Annotated in this window: 22 protein-coding genes and 1 riboswitch; of the genes, 9 read left to right on the top strand and 13 right to left on the bottom strand. The window is 42.4% G+C overall.

Annotated elements, in window-relative coordinates; all coding sequences use genetic code 11:
- Positions 1-42 precede the first annotated feature (42 nt).
- Positions 43-2001 (bottom strand): BglG family transcription antiterminator, encoded by a 1959-nt coding sequence (locus C6W21_RS10895; RefSeq protein ID WP_106050389.1) that lies wholly within the window; start codon positions 1999-2001, stop codon positions 43-45.
- 136 nt (positions 2002-2137) lie between these two features.
- Here C6W21_RS10895 and C6W21_RS10890 point away from each other — a divergent pair, with 136 nt between their 5' ends.
- Complete coding sequence (locus tag C6W21_RS10890) at positions 2138-2347, top strand: hypothetical protein (RefSeq protein ID WP_223249577.1); 210 nt, start codon at positions 2138-2140, stop codon at positions 2345-2347.
- A gap of 48 nt (positions 2348-2395) precedes the next feature.
- Here the strand turns inward: C6W21_RS10890 and C6W21_RS10885 are convergent, their stop codons facing one another.
- The 6 genes from C6W21_RS10885 to C6W21_RS10860 form a co-directional block, all read right to left on the bottom strand.
- Positions 2396-2821 (bottom strand): YwqH-like family protein, encoded by a 426-nt coding sequence (locus C6W21_RS10885; protein WP_060597595.1) that lies wholly within the window; start codon positions 2819-2821, stop codon positions 2396-2398.
- Positions 2822-3103: 282 nt separating this feature from the next.
- Positions 3104-3367, bottom strand: coding sequence for a YwqI/YxiC family protein (locus C6W21_RS10880; protein WP_106050388.1), 264 nt, complete (start codon positions 3365-3367; stop codon positions 3104-3106).
- 37 nt (positions 3368-3404) lie between these two features.
- A complete protein-coding gene (locus C6W21_RS10875; protein WP_106050387.1) occupies positions 3405-3830 on the bottom strand; it encodes a YwqH-like family protein in 426 nt (141 codons plus the stop codon).
- Positions 3831-4125: 295 nt separating this feature from the next.
- Positions 4126-5532 (bottom strand): Na+/H+ antiporter NhaC, encoded by a 1407-nt coding sequence (nhaC, locus tag C6W21_RS10870; RefSeq protein ID WP_106050386.1) that lies wholly within the window; start codon positions 5530-5532, stop codon positions 4126-4128.
- Between the two features lie 140 nt (positions 5533-5672).
- On the bottom strand, positions 5673-7097 hold the full coding sequence (gene aspA, locus C6W21_RS10865) for an aspartate ammonia-lyase (RefSeq protein WP_106050385.1): 1425 nt from the start codon (positions 7095-7097) through the stop codon (positions 5673-5675).
- Between the two features lie 28 nt (positions 7098-7125).
- A complete protein-coding gene (locus tag C6W21_RS10860; protein ID WP_003215391.1) occupies positions 7126-8115 on the bottom strand; it encodes an asparaginase in 990 nt (329 codons plus the stop codon).
- A gap of 207 nt (positions 8116-8322) precedes the next feature.
- On the opposite strand from C6W21_RS10860, the gene C6W21_RS10855 reads away from it, so the two are divergent.
- Positions 8323-8670, top strand: a complete 348-nt coding sequence (locus tag C6W21_RS10855) for a helix-turn-helix domain-containing protein (RefSeq protein WP_003214932.1) — start codon at positions 8323-8325, stop codon at positions 8668-8670.
- Positions 8671-8733: 63 nt separating this feature from the next.
- On the opposite strand, the gene C6W21_RS10850 is transcribed toward C6W21_RS10855, so the two are convergent.
- The 5 genes from C6W21_RS10850 to C6W21_RS10830 all read right to left on the bottom strand — a co-directional run bounded on the left by C6W21_RS10850 (position 8734) and on the right by C6W21_RS10830 (position 12144).
- Complete coding sequence (locus C6W21_RS10850; RefSeq protein WP_106050384.1) at positions 8734-9201, bottom strand: helix-turn-helix domain-containing protein; 468 nt, start codon at positions 9199-9201, stop codon at positions 8734-8736.
- A 107-nt stretch (positions 9202-9308) separates the two neighbouring features.
- On the bottom strand, positions 9309-9827 hold the full coding sequence (locus C6W21_RS10845) for a YfjD family protein (protein WP_106050383.1): 519 nt from the start codon (positions 9825-9827) through the stop codon (positions 9309-9311).
- A 21-nt stretch (positions 9828-9848) separates the two neighbouring features.
- Positions 9849-10607, bottom strand: a complete 759-nt coding sequence (locus C6W21_RS10840; RefSeq protein WP_106050382.1) for a hypothetical protein — start codon at positions 10605-10607, stop codon at positions 9849-9851.
- A 12-nt stretch (positions 10608-10619) separates the two neighbouring features.
- Positions 10620-11816 carry a DUF6861 domain-containing protein gene (locus tag C6W21_RS10835; RefSeq protein WP_106050381.1) on the bottom strand — a complete coding sequence of 399 codons (1197 nt, stop codon included), beginning with the start codon at positions 11814-11816 and terminating at the stop codon, positions 10620-10622.
- Positions 11817-11823: 7 nt separating this feature from the next.
- Positions 11824-12144, bottom strand: coding sequence for a WXG100 family type VII secretion target (locus C6W21_RS10830; RefSeq protein ID WP_106050380.1), 321 nt, complete (start codon positions 12142-12144; stop codon positions 11824-11826).
- A 226-nt stretch (positions 12145-12370) separates the two neighbouring features.
- On the opposite strand from C6W21_RS10830, the gene pepT reads away from it, so the two are divergent.
- A complete protein-coding gene (gene pepT / locus C6W21_RS10825) occupies positions 12371-13603 on the top strand; it encodes a peptidase T (RefSeq protein WP_106050379.1) in 1233 nt (410 codons plus the stop codon).
- 288 nt (positions 13604-13891) lie between these two features.
- Positions 13892-14071, top strand: a complete 180-nt coding sequence (locus C6W21_RS10820) for a hypothetical protein (RefSeq protein ID WP_003215411.1) — start codon at positions 13892-13894, stop codon at positions 14069-14071.
- 83 nt (positions 14072-14154) lie between these two features.
- Here the strand turns inward: C6W21_RS10820 and C6W21_RS10815 are convergent, their stop codons facing one another.
- A complete protein-coding gene (locus C6W21_RS10815) occupies positions 14155-14832 on the bottom strand; it encodes a DUF3298 and DUF4163 domain-containing protein (RefSeq protein WP_106050378.1) in 678 nt (225 codons plus the stop codon).
- Between the two features lie 160 nt (positions 14833-14992).
- Between C6W21_RS10815 and C6W21_RS10810 the strand changes: the two genes are divergently transcribed.
- The 5 genes from C6W21_RS10810 (at position 14993) to C6W21_RS10790 (ending at position 21149) form a co-directional block, all read left to right on the top strand.
- Positions 14993-15850, top strand: coding sequence for a MurR/RpiR family transcriptional regulator (locus tag C6W21_RS10810; RefSeq protein WP_189318179.1), 858 nt, complete (start codon positions 14993-14995; stop codon positions 15848-15850).
- A 196-nt stretch (positions 15851-16046) separates the two neighbouring features.
- Positions 16047-16940, top strand: a complete 894-nt coding sequence (garR, locus tag C6W21_RS10805) for a 2-hydroxy-3-oxopropionate reductase (protein WP_106050376.1) — start codon at positions 16047-16049, stop codon at positions 16938-16940.
- Between the two features lie 7 nt (positions 16941-16947).
- Positions 16948-18369 carry a four-carbon acid sugar kinase family protein gene (locus tag C6W21_RS10800; RefSeq protein ID WP_106056563.1) on the top strand — a complete coding sequence of 474 codons (1422 nt, stop codon included), beginning with the start codon at positions 16948-16950 and terminating at the stop codon, positions 18367-18369.
- Between the two features lie 53 nt (positions 18370-18422).
- The gene (locus C6W21_RS10795) at positions 18423-19742 is read left to right on the top strand and encodes a gluconate:H+ symporter (RefSeq protein WP_106056262.1); all 1320 of its coding nucleotides are present in this window, start codon (positions 18423-18425) and stop codon (positions 19740-19742) included.
- 82 nt (positions 19743-19824) lie between these two features.
- A riboswitch (SAM riboswitch) is annotated at positions 19825-19937 on the top strand.
- Positions 19938-20024: 87 nt separating this feature from the next.
- On the top strand, positions 20025-21149 hold the full coding sequence (locus C6W21_RS10790; protein ID WP_106056260.1) for a 5-methyltetrahydropteroyltriglutamate--homocysteine S-methyltransferase: 1125 nt from the start codon (positions 20025-20027) through the stop codon (positions 21147-21149).
- Positions 21150-21163 lie beyond the last annotated feature (14 nt).

Below are 21163 nucleotides of genomic sequence, written 5' to 3'. Positions count from 1 at the left end.
TGTTATTTTAAAAGCGCTTTCATTAACATCCAATCTTTTTCCTCACAGATGTGGAAATGGGTATCCCGTTTTTTCATTCGGATGCTCCAATACTTGAAGCGCCGCCGTCAGTTCCTCAAATGAAGCGGCCTTGATGAGTTGTTCCACCACTTCCTTGCGCTCTGTCAGCCGCACAAGAAATTGATAAAGCGACTGTAATTCTTTTTGATACGTCTTCTGGATACTCAACAAACAAACGACTTGTACCCGTTCTTCACCCCACAGTACCGGTTTTTTCAACGTGCAGATCGCACAAAACGTGTCATCTGTTGCCGGCTTAATCGGATGGGGAATCGCGACTAAATGACCGAACGATGTCGGTGACACTTGCTCTCTTTCCAGCAATAATTGTTCAAACTCGTCCGGGATGCGATGTTGTTCCTTGAGCACGTTTACGAAAAATTGCAGAACCTCTTCCCTTGATTGAAGGTCTTGGTGGAAAAATGTCAGCGCCGGACTGACATACCGTAAAACCCCTGTATCCTGTGAGTCCTGTACAAACCGTTTCAGCCGCACAAGATCATCGTCACTTAGAATCGTATGTACATCAATTACTGGCACCGGCAACGTGTTCTGAAGCGGAATGGTACTAATAATAAAATCAATGCTTCTCAAATTATACGATGAAAGTTCCCCAACACTTGCAGTTCCAGCGATCTCCAGCCTTCCGCTAAAAGCCGCCGTTAGCTTATGAAGAAGGAGCTGACTGCTAGCGACACCCGTCGCACACACAATAAGGCATCTCTTTCTCACATGCTGTGATTTTGTCCGCTCGATTGCAGCACCGATATGGAGCGCCAAATACCCAATCTCATCCTCATGAATCTCAACCCCTTCTTTTTCTTTCAGCCATCTGCCCATATAGACGCCCGCTTCAAATGCAATGGGATAATGCCTTTTAATGTCCGTTAAATAGGGGTTACGAATGTTCATATCGTACCTAAAACGATGAATAGCGGAACGTAAATGAAGACTTAATCCAACGATTAACTCTTTATCAAATTGAATATCAAGTGACATGTGCTCTTCTACATAAGCAAGCAATTGGTGGGTGAAGCGAAAGTGATCTTCGTCTAGAAGATGAAATAGTGTATGACCAGCATCTCCGTATGCCATCATCTTGGCTCCCATTAAGTGAATCGCAATGTACGCCATTTCAGATAACGGAAAATCAATAGCTAGGACATGCCGAATATCTTCTGCCATTTGTTGAGCCACTTGGAAAACCGGCTGCACTTGAATCTCTTTCAATTCCGTTTCTGGCATCATGACCAGTTTTTTCTCTTCAATTCGTTTGCATGCAATGGCGATGTGGGTCACTAAATTACTCAAACCGATCTCTGACAGATGAAGTCCGCTTGCTTTTGTACGTGAACGCACGATATCCTGAATCAATTGATACGTTTCCTCAGGTAACAGCGCAGAGTTCGCATGCTCTTGCTGAAACACATGCTCAGCCATACAATATCTTAATTTCATTTCATCTCCTGTCAGCCGCAGTCCATATTTAGGGCGGTGTGACACAGAAAGTCCATGTAATGAAAACAAATGTCTGACCGCTTTCAAATCATTTTTCACTGTCGATTCACTCACAAATAATTCCTCTGCAAGCGCGTCTAATTTAATATAGTCTTCTGACAGAAGCAGTCTTTTCAATAGATATGCTACACGGTCTTCAGGCTGATTGGGAATGACCTGTTCCTTTTTTTCGTATCTTCCTCTCAGAGACCTTTTCAAAAATGTACGAAATGCCCCATAATCCTCGACGGTCAATGTATACCCTGCCCCGCGTTTGATATGTAGTGCGGCTCCATGTTCATCCAAAACAGATTTAAGCGCTTTCATATCTGTTCGAATGGTTCGTGATGTGACGCCAATCATGCGGGCAATTTCTTCACTTGTCAGTTCCTGCTCCGCTTGCATCAGTCGTTTCAGAAGCTCCTCCTGACGTAGAGATAGCATGGGCTCTCCTCCCTTGGCATTTACTTTTGCCTATCATCATAAACGAAAATAGAACTCTTTGCCCAGTTTTTCTTTCAAATCGGGAACTACGATATGGCTCATTCGTATGATGATGAAACAAGAGGAGGGATGCATCATGGGTTCTTTTATGTTTGTTGTTATGATCATATTGGCTTCTTTAGGCGCAATCATTGCCCATCTGTTCACATCGAAGAATAAACGTACATCTGCTAAGCGTTCCGCTCATCACAGTTCAAGTACCTATACTGATTCTTATACTCATCACGCTTCTGATGCCTTCTGCGGGGGAGATTCCGGCGATAGTGGTGGTGGTGGATGTGACTAAACAAAAAAACAGCCGCTCGCTTATGAGACGGCTGTTTTATATTTTATTTTAAAGAGCTTTCCAGCCCCGTTCAATTAAATGTTTAACATCTTTTGCGAAATCCTCGCCCTTTTCCATCACGTCCTGGGCTCTTCCGGCAAAATTACTGGCAACAGCCAGCTCCATTTTTTTTAATTCAAAGTGCAAGATTTTTTGATCAATCTCGGTTATATATTTTTCATACTCGTTGTTCACGATGTCGTGCATTACATGGTAGGCATCTTTTCGGTGGCGATGAAAGTCGGTTCCTCTCTCACCTTTCCATGACGAATCTAGAGCAGGCTTCTTGATTTCCTTTATGTCTGACTGCGCAAGATCTTGTTCTGTTCGAATATTGCTTTTGGCTGTCTTTAACCGAGAGATCATTTCGTCAAATTCTGCACGTCTGTTTTCAATTCCCATATGCAGATGGTGTAGCATCTCGGATAAACTCATGTCATCCACCTCTATCGGACCTCATACGAAAGCACAGCGCCAGAGCCTTGGAAGCTATCGACTCACTTGATTTTTCCAAACCTGACATTTCTATCGTTTTGCTTTCATTAAGTATAGTATAAGGTGAAAAGCCTCAGTCTTAAATAGGAAAAAGGTGTCCTTTTGGTGACGCGTTTGGAAGAAAAACGGAATAATGAAAGGTCTTAAATCCTGAATTATATATGATCCTTTAGATCTATAATTCATACCATTCCATGAAATCCATAAGAAAACGATTGCCAATTATTTTGCCGCAATCGCTTCATCCTGTTCTTTTAGGGTTTTCACATTCGAACGCGTGTCCTGGACATTTTTGATTAAGGCTTCTTTAAAACTTGAGACCATTTCGTTCACCTCTGCCTCACGTGCCGTCCACTTGGTCACAAATTCAAGGCTGTTTTCACCTGCTTTATCTGCTGCTTTTTTCATCGTTAAAGCTTCGACTGCTTGGGAGACTTCATCTAGTTGATCCATAACTGTTTGGTAATTTAACTTAATTTGTCCCATCGTGATATCCTCCAGATTTGTTCAGCATGAAGATAGCTTATAAGCTGCTCCATGCTTTTGAGATCAAGCGTTTGGCGTCCTCTACTGCGTCTTCTCCTTTTTCAGCAAGACGTGCGGCGTCTCCAGCTAGGGAACTGGCAAAGGATAACGCGGCTTGTTCAGCTTCTAATGTACTGATTTTGAATTCGATGCGGCTCACGTAGCGTGGGTATTTGTCGTTCACGATCGTTTGCAGCGCATCATGTGCTTCATTCCGCTCTGATTTGAAATCCTGACTTCGCTCACCTTTCCAAGAGGCCCCAAGTTTTGGCTGCTTGATTTGCTTGAGGTCTGTTTCTGCCGCATCTTGTTCACGTTCGACCTTACTTTTCGCCTTTTTAAGTCGAGCGATTTTCTCTTCGATTTCTGCTTTTTTACTTGTAATGCCACCGTTTAGGGCAGACAGCATATCCGATAAGCTCATTATGGGTTCCTCCTCCTGTCAAAAAATAAAAACGCTGCTTAGAGTTCCTCTAAACGAGCGTAAGGTGAATAGCACTTTTTCCAATATTGTTATTATAAGGTTTAAAGACTCATGTTTGAATAGGAATTTGTGCCCTTTTTATGGGATAAATATGCTTTCACTCTCCTTCATACCACATCTTAAGACCTTTTTTATAGGGGGTCTAAAATCACAACCACCTGCTTTGTATGACATATAGTCTCTCGGTCCTAGGACAAACAAAAGCCGCCCAGTGAGGAGCGGCTTTTGCAAACGCTTATGATGCCGATTCTTCTTTTTCTTGTTGATCTTTGACGTACCAAATGAATTTCCCAGTATATCCGTAAATAATCGCAAGACCAATGGCGACAAAGCTCAACCACATAAATGGTAAATAAGAGAATGTCGATACGCCTAGAATTCCCGCCATGTAAATCCCGTTATCTGACCATGGAACCATACCAGACGTAAGCGTACCACCGACCTCAGAGTTTCTGGATAAAACACGTCTGTCTAATTTTAATTTATCATAGCTCTTTTCCATAATTTTTGGCGTAAGGATGATTGATACATACATAGCACAGCCAAAAATATTCGCAAAGAAAGCAACAACTAGCGTGGATAGAGTGACGTTTCCTGCATTATGCAATTTCTTCTCAAACGTAGAGACGATGACTTTTAATACTCCTAAATATTCAAGTACACCACCGAAACCAAGACCGAGGATAATCACCACTAAAGATCCTAGCATATTGACAATACCGCCACGGTTTAACAGGGTATTTAAGAAATCTACATCTGAGTTAATGGAAAAGCCATTATAAGCCGTAGCAAGCGCATCTGCCGGATTCATTCCTTGAAAAGCCATGGCCCAAATCGAGCCTAGGAGGGCACCAATGGCGATAACAGGCATTGAAGGTTTCTTAAATACGAGCAATAACACAACAACTACAGCCGGAATAACCATCCAGATATTAATTGTAAATGTATCATGAAGTGCATTTTTCAAAAACTCTACTTTATCTTGATCAATGTTTCGACCGCCATACATAAAGCCTGTAATCGTAAACATAATCGCTGAAATCACAAAGGCTGGTATGGATAAGACCATCATAGCTCTTACATGCGCCAGCACGTCTACTTTAGAAAGAGAAGCGGCGAGTACGGTGCTATCTGATAATGGCGATAATTTATCACCAAAGTAGGCTCCAGATAAAACGGCACCTGCAACAATTGGAAGCGGAATCCCAAGACCTTCACCAATCGCAATCATGGCAATACCTGCCGTTCCAACCGTCCCCCAAGAGGTTCCTGTTGCAATGGACATAATGGCACAAATAACAAGTGTAGCTAATAAGAAAATGTTAGGATGAATAAATTCTAGGCCATAATAGATTAATGTAGGTACAACCCCACCAGCAATCCATGTTCCAACAAGTGCACCAACAGCAATTAAGATCAAGATAGCATCTAAACCATTTGATATCCCTTTTGTAATCGCATTTTGAAGATCCTTATATGAATGTCCCAATCGAATTCCTAAAGCGATTACCATAAACCATGAGATAAACAATGCTAGTTGAATATCTAATTTGAAGTAAAGAGTAAATGATAAAACAATTGCTAAAAACAAGCCAAGTATAGACACGACCTCTGTCAAAGACGGCAGACGTGGTGATTTCATTTTGTTTCCTCCCTTTGTGCGTGCGTTAAGCGTTTTCAAAATATTGTGAAAAAAGTGTGCCAATTCGAAAGAAAGTGAATTGCCTGTTTTTCTCTATTTCACAGGCAATTCTACATATTAATAAAATAAAATTTTTGATATTATTCCCGTTCTAGCAGTTCTTGTCCTGCAATACCAGGCTTAGTCATCTCGTATGGATTCAAAATAATATCAAGTTCTTCTTCTGTTAACACATCATTTTGCAAGCAAAGATCTCTAATGGATTCTCCACTTAAAATGGCTTCCCTTGCAATTCTAGCCGCGGCTTCATAGCCTAAGTGAGGGTTTACAGCAGTAATGACGCCTGCACTTTTTTCTACATATTCTTTCAAACGTTTTTCATTTGCTTCAATGTCCGCTAAACAATGATCTGTGAATGAACGGAATCCGTTATTCATTATACTAATAGATTGAAGCAAATTAAAGACCAGAACAGGCTCCATCACATTTAACTCAAGCTGGCCTGCTTCAGAGGCAAGACAGATGGTATGGTCGTTCCCAATGACCTGGAATGCAATTTGGTTAATGAGCTCTGCCATGACTGGATTGACTTTCCCAGGCATAATGGATGATCCCGGCTGACGAGCTGGCAATGCAATTTCCGCAAGACCTGCACGTGGACCAGATGCCATTAGGCGAAGGTCGTTGGCAATCTTAGACATGTTCATCATGCATACTTTTAATGCGGCGGACACTTCTGTGTAAGCATCTGTATTTTGCGTAGCATCAACGAGATGCTCTGCGCCTACAAGCGGAAGACCAGAAATATCTGCTAGCTTCTTCACGACGATTTCAATATAACGAGGATCTGCGTTTAGGCCTGTCCCAACAGCTGTTGCACCCATATTCACTTCGTATAAATGCTGCTTTGATTGGTTGATCCGTTTAATATCACGGCTGAGCACGCGGCTGTATGCCTCAAATTCCTGTCCTAAACGAATTGGAACAGCATCCTGCAGGTGCGTACGTCCCATTTTGATTACATGATCAAATTCTTTCGCTTTCTTTTGGAATACGTCCTGCATTGTTTGCATTGTCTCAAGCAGAATGTCTAACTGCTTCAATACAGCAATGTGGATAGCTGTTGGAAACGAGTCATTCGTTGATTGTGACATGTTTACATGTGTGTTTGGGCTTAAATGGATGTATTCACCCTTTTGATGTCCCATGATTTCTAGCGCTCTGTTACCAATCACTTCATTGGCATTCATATTCATCGACGTTCCTGCGCCGCCTTGGATTGGGTCTACAATAAAGTACTCATGCAGCTTGCCTTCAATGACCTCATCAGAGGCTTGTACGATGGCATTTCCAATTCCTTCATATAAACGTCCAACTTCCATATTGGCTTGAGCTGCTGCTTTTTTCACGATGGCAAAGGCTCTGATCAGTTCCTCGTGCATGCGATATCCTGTAATCGGGAAATTTTCTTTTGCACGAAGGGTTTGAACCCCATAATACACGTCTGCCGGAATTTCTTTTTCACCAAGAAAATCCTTCTCATAGCGATAAGTTGCTTGAACCATCTGATATGACCTGCTTTCTATAGAATAGTTAAATCACTAAATCTTCTGCGATTGGCGTTTCCATAATCTTTTTCACTTCTCTTGGGTCTGTTGTTTTACCTAATGCCCACATGAGTTTCGGCACGATGGCCTCTGTGTTCATGTTTCGTGAACGTGCCACCAGTTCTTGATTGATTTTTCGTCCTACTTCATACACGCTCATGTCTTCTCCTTCTTCAAGACACTGAGTTGTGATGACAACAGAAATGCCTTCTTCGAGCAATTCGTTGATTTTCTCTAAAAGGTTTCTTCCCTCGAAAGGAATACCGCCGCTGCCGTAGCTTTCGATCACGACTCCTTTGTACACACCTTTGATTGCATCTAAGAACTCAGGCTTTAGACCTGGATGCAATTTCAAGAGACAAACGTCGGTATTTAAGGATGCGTCTAATTTAAGCGGTTTCATTGACGATCTTTTTACTTTGCTATTGTATTCAATTTGATGGTTTTCAATCGATGCAATATATGGGTAATTAATACTTTCAAATGCATCGTAGCTTTTCGTTCTTAGTTTGATTGCGCGTGTTCCCTGAATGACTCTGCCATCAAACACAACGTACACGCCGCCTACGCCGTCACATGCAAAGCGAATCGCATCGGTGATGTTTTTCTTCGCATCTGTTTTCTTAAACGTAATCGGAATTTGTGAACCTGTAATGACAATTGGCTTATCCGGATTTTGCAACATATAAGATAGAGCTGCTGATGTATAGGCCATTGTATCGGTTCCATGAGTGACGACAAAGCCGTCGTATTGATCATAATTTTCATAAATGGCTGTTGCGATATCCACCCAGTATTCAGGCTGCATATTTGTACTATCTATACTCATTAGGGACTTTGTGTCCATTGTATACTCTGCATTAATTTCGTTTAAATAGCTTAAAAGGTCCTCAGCTTTAACACCTGGAGCCAAACCATTTTCACTCTCTACAGATGCAATCGTCCCACCAGTCGTTAAAAGCAATAATTTCTTCAACAGGTCCACCTCTTTCAGTAAAATTACTTCGTTTGTCACACATATTATAAGCTAGCTTGTGCTATTCTATAATATACGCTTTACGCGTACCTTCATTGCCATTATAGTCACATAACGCGAATTAATCAAGAAATTATTACGCATAACGCGTACATTCCATGTCAAAATATGATATACTGTTGTTGTATATAAAGGAGCGTTCATGTAATGATACTCGATCGTTTAACCACTCTTAGAAAAAAGAAAAAATGGTCTCTCCAGCATACGGCAGATCGCCTAGGTATCGCCAAAAGCACCTATGCCGGTTACGAATCTGGATACCGACGACCTTCGCTTGAAGCAGTGAAGCGGCTGGCTGATTTGTATGATACGTCCATTGATTTTTTACTTGGTAGAACGGACGAGCCAGAGATACAACGTAAAATCTCTGATATCAAAATTGAACTGACGGAAGCAAAAGAAGGAACCATCCTTGTAGACGGTGTTCCTCTAAATGATGAAGAAATCAAACAGCTTGTTGCCTTTATTCGGGCGAAAAACACCCTAAAAGTATAAAACACAGAAAAGAGAGGCCCCTATCAATCGGGTGCCTCTCTTTTCTTTTTTTCTATCAGCTGCTTATGAATAAGGAGAAGACAGCTGACTTAATTCCTCTAACCGCCGCTTCGCTTCTTCTTTATTAAAGGAACTATAATAGCGATAATTCTCATCATCTAAGATGCGGTAATGCTGACTCAGCACATTTTGCTGGAGACGAAATGTGCCTTTTTTTATAGAGGTCCGCCACCAAACCTTTCCACCAATTGTACGTTCAACAGAAAGATGCAATTCATCATGTGCCACGACTTCCAGAATCTCAAGCGGATCATCCCCTAGTGTCCCTTTTAAAATGTCACTATCTCTGAATAATGCACATACGGCCGCCGTTTGCGTCCAGTTGAGGCGCAGCCTATTTTTTTCAACCTGCTGCAAATGCCGTTTCGATAGACCAAGTACCTCAGCCATGCGGTCCTGCGTATAATTCTTTTCTTTTCGAATCCGTGTCATTTGTTCTGTGACGAGGTCGATTACCATCTCTTTATCCATCTCTCATCACCTCTCCGAGTGTTCAGTCTTTACTGACATCATACACGATTTCTTCGAAAAAGTGGCGCCTCATCTTTTAGAATCTTGGCAAATACTACCTAATCGATCTACTCTTCGACCTGACCATGCTGCTGTCTCCAGTTCTCTTGGGCTGCCCGATTTAAATATGGATAGATCTCCTGTTTGACGGTTTGCTCGAATACTTCTTCATCTAAAATACTGTACGCTGGAATCTTGATCAATTTCCCATCAATTTTCCGAATGAGCACATCCATGAAGAGAAAACCCCTTACACTGTACCGATGCCTGCGCATATCAATGGATTGAATGTCTTGGAAAGGGATCGTCCGCTCCCGATGTAGCACAGCGCCATTCTCCCCGCGCTGAATACGAAAAATCACATTTCCTCTCTTCGTAAAAGCCGGCAGAATCATCAAAAAAGAGATCAAGCCATAGACAATGCCTAATAGTCCGCCTAAAAATAAAAACAATGTATAATTCGATTCAAATGTAAGAGCTTCTGAAAACAACCAAATACCGATGATACCGAAGCCGCCCGTTGCTAAGAATGCCCATACCCTTAAAAAGGTCCTGCTCCTCACTTCTATTACTTCACTTGGATTCAAGCGTCATTCTCCTTTTCTCCATTAGAATATAGAACGTAATCCGTCTCTATGAGCCGTCTCAATGCGAAATTCATTTTCTTTTATTCCCGACACAAGCCACGACTGTTTCTCACCTGGAACGACAAATAACATGGACTCCACATCAGGCGTATTGTTTTTGTCGTAGACTACCTTCATAAGGGAGTCCAACTTTCCTTTTCTCGTCTGTACATCAGAAACAAATGCCTGCACGAGTTCTTCGTTCTCTGCTCGATGAAGGAAGGAGGGCCACTCATTCTTCGCCTCACTTGCTTGCTCTAACAGCATTTCAAATTCCTCTGCTTTCAGGGTGATGACAGGTGCAGGGTGATCACTCATCTGTATGTTGAAAAAGGCAGTCACTTGCTCCTCTGCCTGCTGTTCGTCTTTCAGTTTTTGAATCTGATGGACTTGTTGATCATAAAGCGTGTGGTGCGCGTATACGCCCGTCTGTGTCGTATGAAAGGAGGTACTGACTTCTTCATCTACATCCCCAAATCGAGATGCTTTGACGGTGTGAGATGCATCATTCATCGCCTGGATGAAATGACGGTATTCCGCTTTATAACGGTATTGTCTGTTTCGAAATTCAAGTACACCTTTTGCGAGCAAAGAGCGGCACGCAATTTCAAATAAAAACCCAAGGCGTTCGTCCTCTACATCAGGATAATAGGCTTCCTTTAAGGACATGCCCTGTTCAAAATAGCCTTCACTGTAAAAACTAAAGATGAGTTCCTCGATACTTAGACTTAGCTGATCCAACTTGATCTCTCCTTATCCAAAAGAAAATGCACCCTTAAAGAAATCGCCTGCACCTTTAATCAGCGAGTCTGCGGTTTCTTTTGTTTTTTCTATCCCTTTATGTATCACCTGATTTGCCTGATCAATGGTGTCATTGACTGCTTTCACACCTTGACCCGCCAGCTCGAAGGCTTGTCTTCCTTTATCGACCACGGCATGAATAGGGTCCTTTAATTTCACTGCAACCTGCTCAGCAAAACCGGATGTCAGCTTGGCAACTTTTTCTCCTATAAATCCACCGACTGCTGAACCAATGGCTCCTCCGACAACGGTTCCAATCGGACCTGCAAAGCTTCCTAGAGCTCCTCCGACAACGGCACCTGCGACAGATCCGCCAGCGATAAAGACCGTATTATTCACTGCATTTCCAACAGCCTTTGCATTTTCACGCTTGAGAACTTCTGGCTGATCACCGAATTCTGCATAGTTTTCGGCAATTTTCAATCCACAGCCGACCGTTTCCGTTGCACCAGTGACAACCGTTGCAATGATGGCATTTCCTTTCGCGAATCTTGACCCATTTTTCAGAACAGATTTGATAGCAGCCGTGTCCTTCCAATTGATACTTCCTTTTGTAAAATCACGAACGCTATTCGTAAAGGCAACCGTATCGTCAGGATAAAATTTTGTGAATTTCTTATGGACCAAGTCAGCCATCGACCAGCTCGATCGTTTTAATAATTCTTTTTTACTCAGCCAAATCCTTGCTAGCCGGTCAAATCTCGTTCCTTCTACCCGGCTGGTCAGATCAAGTAAAAGCTTTGAATGCTGCGCTGCATACCGGCCATTGTCTTTAATGAAGGTCGTCATCCCAAGCCCGTAGTATTTCGCCTGCATCATCACAATACCAGCTAAGCTCGTGAGTGTCCCATATTGATCATAGATGCTGTACATTTTCCGTAAAATATCGTCTGCTTCGACCATTTTATCTGTTGCATGACGAATCGCAATATCATCACTGCTCAATTTACTGATCAATGCTTGTCCTGCTCCCCATGCATCACCGACACCTGAAAAACAGCTTCTATACCAAGGATCACAGCCTAAAATGAGACCATCCAGTTCGCTATGTAAATCGCGATGCTTCGTTTCAATGACAGACAGCTCGCCTACAACATCATTCGCCAGTCCTGTCAGCTGATCTGGATCAACCACAATATCACGTGCCATCACATCATCACCCTTCTCGGTTTCTTTCTCTCCGTTCTTCTCGTCTCTTTCGCTCAAGCTCTTCCATTCTGGCTATTTCAGCTTTCCGTTCCTCGATTTTGACCGCAGCGTCGCGCAGTTCCTGACTTGTTTCAAGCAAGTCCTTTTCGAATTGATCATAGCGTGCCGTTGTTTCCTCAAAGCTTTGATCAAATTTATTCCTTGCTTCTCCCTGCCAGCCTGATCCTACTGCCTTGAGCCGATTCTCTAGTAGCTGCTTTGACTGCCGAATCTCATCAGCTGCTTCTTGAAACTTTTGAGCGAGTGCCAGCGTTTGACTAGAATCCAACTTTCGCACCCCTTTCTCCCAATTTAACGTACAAATGGATGATTTTATATGTCCTCATTATAAATAAAAAGACACCCAAAAAAATCACCCTAAAGAACCATTCAACACATCATCTAATGAAAGTAGGTCTTTTTCCTCTCTAATTGCCAGAGAAAGCCTTTCTTGTTATGAAGCGCATTCAAGACGTGATAAAATGGACGTATTCTACAAAAGGAGTGACGTATAGATGAAAGAGGAAATGATTCAGCGTTTCACAAGTTATGTGAAGGTAGATACGCAGTCGGATTCAGAAAAGGAAAGCTGCCCATCTACTGAAGGACAGTTGAACCTAGCGAGACAGCTAGTTGAAGAGATGAAGTCCATCGGGATTCAAGAAGTGACAATGGATGAAAACGGCTATGTCATGGGAACGATCCCGTCTAACACAGACAAAGAAGTGCCGACCATTGGCTTCCTGGCTCATATCGACACAGCTACTGACTTCACCGGCAAGAATGTGAAACCGCAGCTTCATGATAACTATCAAGGCGGCGACATCACCTTGAATGAAGATCTACATATCGTTTTATCTCCAGCACAGTTTCCAAATTTACAAAAGTATCACGGACATACGCTGATCACAACAGATGGCACGACCCTGCTTGGTGCAGATAACAAAGCAGGTATCGCAGAAATTATGACCGCTATGCATTACTTGATTAAGCATCCAGACATCAAGCATGGAAAAATTCGCGTCGCCTTTACACCAGATGAAGAAATTGGCAGAGGGCCGCACAAATTTGATGTTGATGCCTTTGGCGCTTCCTATGCTTATACAATTGACGGAGGACCGCTCGGGGAGCTGCAATATGAAAGCTTCAACGCAGCAGGTGCGAAAGTATCAATTAAAGGAAACAACTTCCATCCAGGGACAGCAAAAGACAAAATGGTCAGCGCTGCGAAGATTGGGATGCTCTTCCACAACAAACTACCTTCTGATGAATCTCCGGAATACACAGAAGGCTACGAAGGCTTTTTCCACCTGACGAAATTTGTAGGAGAAGTCGAAGAAGCAGAACTGCAGTATATTATCCGTGATTTTGATAAAGAGAAATTCAACAATCGCAAGGCACTATTTGAAAAAATAGCAAATGATTTAAAAGCCACCTACGGAGAAAACAGTATAAACCTCAGCATTCAGGATCAATATTATAATATGAGAGAGAAAATTGAGCCGGTAAAACATATTGTGGACATTGCCCATGAAGCCATGGAAAACCGCTCAGTAACACCTGTGATTGAACCCATCCGCGGCGGTACAGACGGCTCCCAGCTTTCATATAAAGGTCTTCCAACGCCAAACATCTTTACTGGCGGGGAAAACTTCCACGGTAAATATGAATTTATTTCTGTCGAGAACATGGTGAAAGCAACAGAAGTCATCGTTGAAATCGCACGTTTATTTGAAGAAAAAGCATAAATATGTTTACAACCGTTCCTGTTCGGGAACGGTTTTTTAATAAAAGTTTACAATTTTCTGAAACTTTCATGACATTTATTCGTACTAATAGAGACAACCCCAGAAAAATTCTTCTTGACGAGTGCAATAACTGGAAATATAATAGTTAAAAACAACCAGTATTTTAGACCTAAATTAGAAAATCGGCTAAACCTTAAGAACTAAACCGATTCTGCTGCTTATTTCCAGTTATAAACATCACTCACCCTGTCTACACTTAAAGAATAGGATGAATTGGAGGAATGTCATATGATGATTTTATTGATTATCGCTTCACTTTGCTGCTACTTACTATTCTCTTTCAAAAAAGATAACCGCACACCAAAACGAAAAAGCGCAGAGCTTTCGGAGTTTGAAATCTTTCGTATGCGCCGCCACTACAACGGAAAACGCCGTCACCCTCTAAACGATGCACCTAAACAAGTATAAATCTAAAGAGAGAGCCTCATTAGGGGCTCTTTTTGTTTGAGTAAATAACAAAAAACGACCAGATTCATTGGTCGTTTTTCCTTTTATTTATACACCTTCGCAGGAACTTGAATCACAGGAATTCCTTGATAGAATGGTGCAATTTCATATGGCTGGAAGACAACAGCAATTCCTTTTTTCGTGAAGTAATACTGCGTGTTGTAGTTGATTTCAATGTCATTTTTTTTCAGGTTCGCATAGAATTTGCTTTTATGTTTCTTTGTATAGTTATAGACATAATCTCTAACTTTCGTACGCTTTTTCTTCGTTTTCACAACGTCTGTCAAGAACAGCTGCTTTGTTTTTTTCTTTGTTAACACATAGTTCATGCTGGAAACCATCGTATCCCCATGCATTCCACCGTCATACATGTAATCATAGTTTAAGATACTGAGCTTCTTCCCATTGTTAAATTTCGTTTTGAACGATCTCTCGTAAGTGATCTTTCCGTAGCCTTCCTTTTTCGCTTCGTCCTTCAAGAACAAGTACGTAGAATAAGAGAATGCGATATCTTCTTTTAAATCGCGATTGATGGTTTTCATATGCGACTTGCTTAGGTTTTTCACCTGTGCATATTTGAATGTTTTTTTCTTTTTATAATAGTGTGTGCTTACTTTTGCTTTTTTTGCTTGTTTGGCATCCGCAGATCCAACTGGAGCAAACAACGAAACAATCAGCGAAAAAATGAGCAGGCTGATCGTTAGGCCTTTTTTCATCGTCATAGTAAAAACCCCCATTTTTGTCTATTACCAATTGAGTATACCATGACAAAAGAACCAAAAGAAGCGCTTTTTCCATATTATTCTTCCTTTTCCACTTCGGGTTTGTTTACCGTTTTCATAAGTTCCTGTATGCTTAATGTAGAATGCTAGATGAAGTGTGGTGTTTATCATAGAAGAGAATATTTTTAGTCACATTCGGACGACGTTTCATAGTTTGTCCCCGACCCAAAAAAAGATTGCCAATTACATTTTACAAAACCCTCAGAAAGTTGTGCTTCACTCCATTAGTGCACTCGCTGCTGAATGCAATACAAGTGAAACGACGATCTTTCGGTTCCTACGAAAAATCGGCTATGAATCGTATCAAGTGTTTCGTGTCCATGTCGCACAGGATATTGCGACCAATACGCCTCAATCCATATACGGTGAGATCGAGGCATCCGATAGTGTAGCTGACATTAAACATAAGGTCATAGAGTTAACAACAAACTCTATTCAAGATATGAAGCATATATTAGAAGATCATGCCGTCACGCAATTCATTGAACAAATGAAACAGGCACATAAGACCGTCTTCTTTGGAGCAGGTGCATCCAGCTTTATTGCCGGAGATGCTTATCATAAGTTCCTCCAGCTTGGTTTTGAAGTGAGTCTATGCAGTGATCCGCATATGATGAACATGATTGCAACTCACGCCACGGAGCACGATTTTATCGTTGCGATCTCCCATTCAGGAGAGAGCAGAGAAATTCTTGATGCCGTGCAATTTGCTAAAGAAAAGGGAGCGAAGATTGCCTCTATCACCAGCTATCCGAAATCAGAGCTCGCAAAGCGATCTGACTTTCATCTGCTCAGTTCTTCCAGAGAGACAACCTATCGCTCGGACTCCATGATCTCCCGTATTAACCAGCTTGTGATCATTGATGTACTATACGTCGCCGCTGTTTTAGAGCTAGGATCAAATGCCATTGAAAACGTGAAACGATCTCGATTAGCCGTAGCTAAAAATAAAACATGAACGCAAAAGACCGGAGCTGATCCCGGTCTTTTTTTGTGACTTTTCTCATATTTTCCGTTGACACGTTCCTATCACGTCATGTACATTAAATGAACAATAGTTTATTTCCTACTATAAAATGAATAGGATAGTATATATACTAACAAAAAGAAGAAAGCGCTTTTTGTAAGGGTTTTCTATATAGGAGGCGGACAACGTGACAAAGAAGATTGGATTCATTGGATTAGGTATTATGGGAAAGCCTATGGCACTCAATCTATTAAAAGCCGGTCATACTGTGACTGTTTTTGACCTAAATGAGGAAGCGATTCGAGCGTTACAAGAAGCGGGAGGAAAAGGTGCTGTTTCAGCAGCTGAGACCGCTTCTGAAAGCGATATCATCATCACAATGCTTCCTAAAGGAGAGCATGTAGAGGCAGTCGTTTCAGGTGATCATGGCATTTTAACTACAGCTAAACCTGGAACTGTCGTCGTAGATATGAGCTCAATTTCCCCTGTTACCTCTAGGGCATTAGCTGCTCTTACAAAACAGCATCAGGTGGAATTTATCGACGCACCTGTCAGCGGCGGAGAACCGAAGGCAATAGACGGAACACTTGCCATCATGGCTGGCGGCGAAGAAGCCATCTTTGAGCAAGTGAAGGATGTCCTGCTCGCAATGGGCACTGAGGTCGTATTAGTTGGGACAAATGGGAGCGGGACAACGGCGAAGCTCGCCAATCAAATTATCGTCAACTTAAATATTGCAGCCATGTCTGAGGCGCTCGTTCTTGCCGCTAAATCCGGCATTGCCATTGATAAAATGTATGAAGCCATCCGCGGTGGACTGGCAGGAAGTGCCGTTCTTGATGCAAAGGTTCCTCTCATCTTAGAACGAAACTTTGAACCAGGCGGACGCATCGACATCAACTTAAAGGATTTAACCAATGTCATGGAAACTGCTCATGATATCGGTGTTCCTCTCCCGCTTTCTAGTCAGCTGCTTGAAATCTTCCACGCTCTCAAAGCGGACGGAAAATCAGGGCTTGATCATGGCGGCATCGTTCAATATTACGAAAAAATGGCTCATGTTGAAGTGAAGAAAGGATGAGATGGTCATGAAGAAAAGCACTGACATATTGAATGCCATTCCGAAGGCGGATTCAAAGATCATTCAATCATCATACGAACAAGCACTGAACAGCTTTCATCATAAAGTCATTGTATTAGATGATGATCCAACAGGTATTCAAACCGTACATGGTGTCTCTGTTTTCACCGATTGGTCTGAAGAAAGCATCGAAGCCGGTTTTCTTGAAGACTGCCGCATGTTCTTTATTTTGACCAATTCTCGCAGTATGACAGAGAAGGAAACGGCCGCTGCGCACGAAACAATCGCTTCAACCATTGTGAAGGTAGCTGAACGGCTTGATCAGGATTTCATCATTGTCAGCCGAGGAGATTCTACTCTTCGTGGACACTTTCCGCTGGAAACCGAAGTACTCAGAACGACCATTGAACAGCAAAGCTCACGCCAATTCGATGGAGAGATTCTTCTTCCTTTTTTCCAAGAAGGTGGACGCTTTACGATCAACAATATTCATTACGTTCAAGAAGGACACGAATTAATTCCTGCTGGTGACACAGAATTTGCACGAGACCGCACATTCGGCTTTCAGTCATCTCATCTCGGAGAATGGATTGAAGAAAAGGCAGACGGATCGTTCACGAAAGAGAGCACCACCTACATTTCGTTAGATGATCTACGGGCTTTACGGATTGATCAAATAAAAAGGCAGCTCATGAGTGTGACCGATTTTAAAAAGGTGGTTGTAAACGCTGTGGACTATGACGATGTCAAAGTCTTTGTCACCGCTCTTATTGAGACCATTCAAGCAGGACAGCAACTCATGTTCAGAAGTGCGGCGGCACTTACAAAAGTTCTTGGCGGTATAGGGGATCGTGACTTATTAACAAGACATGACTTGATACAAGAACAAAGCCCGCACGGTGGTCTCATTATGATTGGTTCTCATGTGAAAAAGACAACAGATCAATTAAAAGCGCTTCAACAAAATAAAGAGGTAGCTTTTATTGAATTTAATACCCACCTCGTGCTAAAGCCTGAAGCATTTCAAGAAGAAATTGACCGCGTGATCCAGCAAACTGAAGCACTGTTAGCATCAGGTCAATCTGTAGCTGTTTATACAAGAAGAGAACGGCTTGATCTTGGGAATGATCGTCAGGAGGAAGAATTAAAGCTCTCTGTAAAGATTAGTGATGCTGTGACAAGCATTGTCCAACGTCTCACAATTCGTCCTAAGTATCTCATTGCCAAGGGTGGCATTACCTCCAGCGATATTGGAACTAGAGGACTTCACGTGAAGCGCGCAACCGTAGCAGGGCAGATCAAACCAGGCATCCCCGTTTGGCAAACAGGCGAAGAAAGTAAATTTCCTTTCATGTCTTTTGTGATTTTCCCGGGAAATGTTGGTTCAAAGGATACGTTAAAAGAAGCTGTAGACATACTTGAAGGATAAAGCATAGGGGGTGTTTTTTTCACTCCCTTATGCACCACAAAGGAGGAAGGATCATGTCGTTAGTGTTTATTGGACTTGGCGTTTTGTTATTGCTTTTACTCATGGTTGTCTTTAAGTTAAACGCTTTCATATCTTTGATTATTGTCTCTTTAATTGTTGCTGTTTTAGAAGGAATGTCACCACTAGAAGCGATTGCTTCCGTCGAAAAAGGACTCGGCAGTACGCTCGGGCACCTCGCACTCGTTCTCGGTTTTGGGGCGATGCTTGGTAAATTGATGGCTGATTCTGGCGGAGCTCAGCGTATTGCGATGACACTCATTGACCGATTTGGCATCGGAAAAATCCAATGGGCGACGATGCTGACTGGATTTGTTATCGGAATTGCTCTATTTTATGAAACCGGATTCATTATCTTAATTCCATTAGTCTTTACGATCGCTCAAGCTGCAAGACTTCCTGTGCTTTATGTGGGTATGCCGCTCGTCGCTGCACTCATCACCACACATGGCTTCCTCCCTCCTCACCCAGGGCCGACTGCCATTGCGAATGTCTTTCAAGCAAACATGGGACAAACCTTATTAGTTGGGATTATTTTAGCGATTCCTGCTGTTTTAGTAGGCGGACTTCTCTTTACGAAACTATTTAAAAAAGATCAGTTACACGCGCATATTCCAAAGAACTTATTTAATCCAAAGAAATTTACAGAAGAAGAAATGCCTAGCTTCGGCATTAGCATTTTCACCGCTGTTTTGCCTGTATTACTCATGACATTCAGAGCATTTTTAGAAATTTTCTTCCCGTCCTCCCCAGTACTGCCAACCGCTGAGTTTTTAGGCGAACCTGCGATTGCACTGTTAATCTCCGTGCTGCTTGCTATCTACACGTTTGGACTTGGCAGAGGCAAGAGCATGCAGGATGTGATGAAGTCAATCACAGATTCTATCGGTTCTATTGCAATGATTCTATTAATTATTGCAGGTGGCGGCGCCTTTAAACAGGTGCTCATTGATAGCGGTGTCGATCAATACATTGCAGGAATCATGCAAGGAAGCACGCTTTCTCCACTGCTTCTCACCTGGCTGATTGCTGCAGTCCTTCGTGTATCTTTAGGATCAGCCACTGTCGCCGGTCTCACAGCAGCTGGCATTTCTGCTCCACTGATTGGTTTGACAGGTGTGAGCCCAGAATTAATGGTGATCGCAACAGGTGCCGGCAGTATTACGTTCTCTCACGTGAATGATGCGGGTTTCTGGATTTATAAAGAATACTTTAACCTGTCGATGGCCCAAACCTTTAAAACGTGGACATTGATGGTAACCGTTCTATCACTTGTCGGACTAGCTGGTGTTCTCATCACTGATTTGTTTATGTAGAAAATTAAACAGTTAAAACCATTGACTTTCTCTCTAAAAAGTTGAATAATTATGTTTATTAAGAAAATTGAATCAAAAGGTAACCTTATTAAGAGTGGTGGAGGGACTGGCCCTGTGAAACCCGGCAACCGCTGTTCCTCAGAACAGAATGGTGCTAATTCCTTAAGCAAGCAGATGCTTGTTTGAAGATAAGGCAGAGTTCTCTCAGTATATGATGCTCTTCCTTATCCAAGGAAGAGCTTTTTTATTTGATTTTTAACCTGTAGAAAGAAGGGATTCAGCATGACACAAGTACAAACCATTGGAAAGAAAACAACGAAACCGCCATTTCGCGCAGATCAAGTAGGCAGTTTACTTCGTTCAGAACGTATCAAGGAAGCACGCAAGCAAAAAGCATACGGTACACTGACAGCAGAGCAGCTCCAACAAATTGAAAATGAAGAAATCACTCGTATTGTGGAGAAACAAAAGGAAATTGGATTAGAAGTTGTCACAGATGGCGAATTCAGACGTGCTTGGTGGCATTTTGACTTTCTTGAGGGACTAGATGGGGTCGAAGGATTTGAAGCGGATCAAGGTATTCAATTCCACAATACGACAACTAAAGCGCGGGGCATCAAGGTAACGGGCAAGATCGACTTCACAGATCATCCAATGCTAGAGGATTACCGTTTCCTTCACAGCATCGCTGGTGATCATACAGCTAAAATGACGATTCCAAGTCCGAATATGCTCTTTTTCCGTGGAAAGCTTGAAGAAGGAGTATACGACAGCTTAGAGGCATTCCACCATGATGTGGCACAGGCGTATAAAAAAGCCATCCGTGCTTTTTATGATGCAGGCTGCCGCTACTTGCAGCTGGATGATACGGCATGGGCCGTGTTCTTTTCTGAAAAAGGTCATGAACAAATCAAAGCCTTTGGCCGAGAAGAAGATGAACTGCGTGAGTCATTTGCGAAAACAATCAATGAAGCGGTTGCCGATCGTCCAGAGGATTTAGTGGTCACTATGCACATTTGCCGTGGTAACTTTAAATCGACGTGGGCAGCTGAAGGCGGTTATGAAGCAGCGGCAGAAACAATTTTCGCCGGCTTAGATCTGGATGGTCTCTTTCTAGAGTTCGACGACGATCGTTCTGGCGGTTTTGAGCCCCTTCGCTATGTGAAGAACCCAAACCTCCAAATCGTACTAGGGCTTGTCACTTCAAAATACGGTGAGCTTGAGCCGGCTGAACAGATTAAAAAACGGATCGAGGAAGCGGCTCAATACGTCGACATTAATCAGATTTGTTTGAGTCCACAATGCGGGTTCGCCTCAACGGAGGAAGGCAATCTGTTAACAGAAGAGCAGCAATGGGAAAAGCTTCGTCATGTGATTGAGATTGCAGATCAAGTGTGGAATTCGTAGTCCCTTTGACGAAA

Origin of the sequence: Bacillus sp. NMCN1, assembly GCF_002998085.1 — a bacterium.
Classification (GTDB): Bacteria; Bacillota; Bacilli; order Bacillales; family Bacillaceae; genus Bacillus.
The sequence above is the reverse complement of the archived record's forward strand: the minus strand, read 5'-3'. Positions and strand labels throughout refer to the sequence as shown.

Coding starts and splice junctions, on each gene's coding strand:
- C6W21_RS10895 (WP_106050389.1), bottom strand. CDS start 2,001: ATGCTATCTCTACGTCAGGAGGAGCTTCTGAAACGACTGATGCAAGCG.
- C6W21_RS10890 (WP_223249577.1), top strand. CDS start 2,138: ATGGGTTCTTTTATGTTTGTTGTTATGATCATATTGGCTTCTTTAGGC.
- C6W21_RS10885 (WP_060597595.1), bottom strand. CDS start 2,821: ATGAGTTTATCCGAGATGCTACACCATCTGCATATGGGAATTGAAAAC.
- C6W21_RS10880 (WP_106050388.1), bottom strand. CDS start 3,367: ATGGGACAAATTAAGTTAAATTACCAAACAGTTATGGATCAACTAGAT.
- C6W21_RS10875 (WP_106050387.1), bottom strand. CDS start 3,830: ATGAGCTTATCGGATATGCTGTCTGCCCTAAACGGTGGCATTACAAGT.
- nhaC (WP_106050386.1), bottom strand. CDS start 5,532: ATGAAATCACCACGTCTGCCGTCTTTGACAGAGGTCGTGTCTATACTT.
- aspA (WP_106050385.1), bottom strand. CDS start 7,097: ATGGTTCAAGCAACTTATCGCTATGAGAAGGATTTTCTTGGTGAAAAA.
- C6W21_RS10855 (WP_003214932.1), top strand. CDS start 8,323: ATGATACTCGATCGTTTAACCACTCTTAGAAAAAAGAAAAAATGGTCT.
- C6W21_RS10850 (WP_106050384.1), bottom strand. CDS start 9,201: ATGGATAAAGAGATGGTAATCGACCTCGTCACAGAACAAATGACACGG.
- C6W21_RS10835 (WP_106050381.1), bottom strand. CDS start 11,816: ATGGCACGTGATATTGTGGTTGATCCAGATCAGCTGACAGGACTGGCG.
- pepT (WP_106050379.1), top strand. CDS start 12,371: ATGAAAGAGGAAATGATTCAGCGTTTCACAAGTTATGTGAAGGTAGAT.
- C6W21_RS10820 (WP_003215411.1), top strand. CDS start 13,892: ATGATGATTTTATTGATTATCGCTTCACTTTGCTGCTACTTACTATTC.
- C6W21_RS10815 (WP_106050378.1), bottom strand. CDS start 14,832: ATGACGATGAAAAAAGGCCTAACGATCAGCCTGCTCATTTTTTCGCTG.
- C6W21_RS10800 (WP_106056563.1), top strand. CDS start 16,948: ATGAAGAAAAGCACTGACATATTGAATGCCATTCCGAAGGCGGATTCA.
- C6W21_RS10795 (WP_106056262.1), top strand. CDS start 18,423: ATGTCGTTAGTGTTTATTGGACTTGGCGTTTTGTTATTGCTTTTACTC.
- C6W21_RS10790 (WP_106056260.1), top strand. CDS start 20,025: ATGACACAAGTACAAACCATTGGAAAGAAAACAACGAAACCGCCATTT.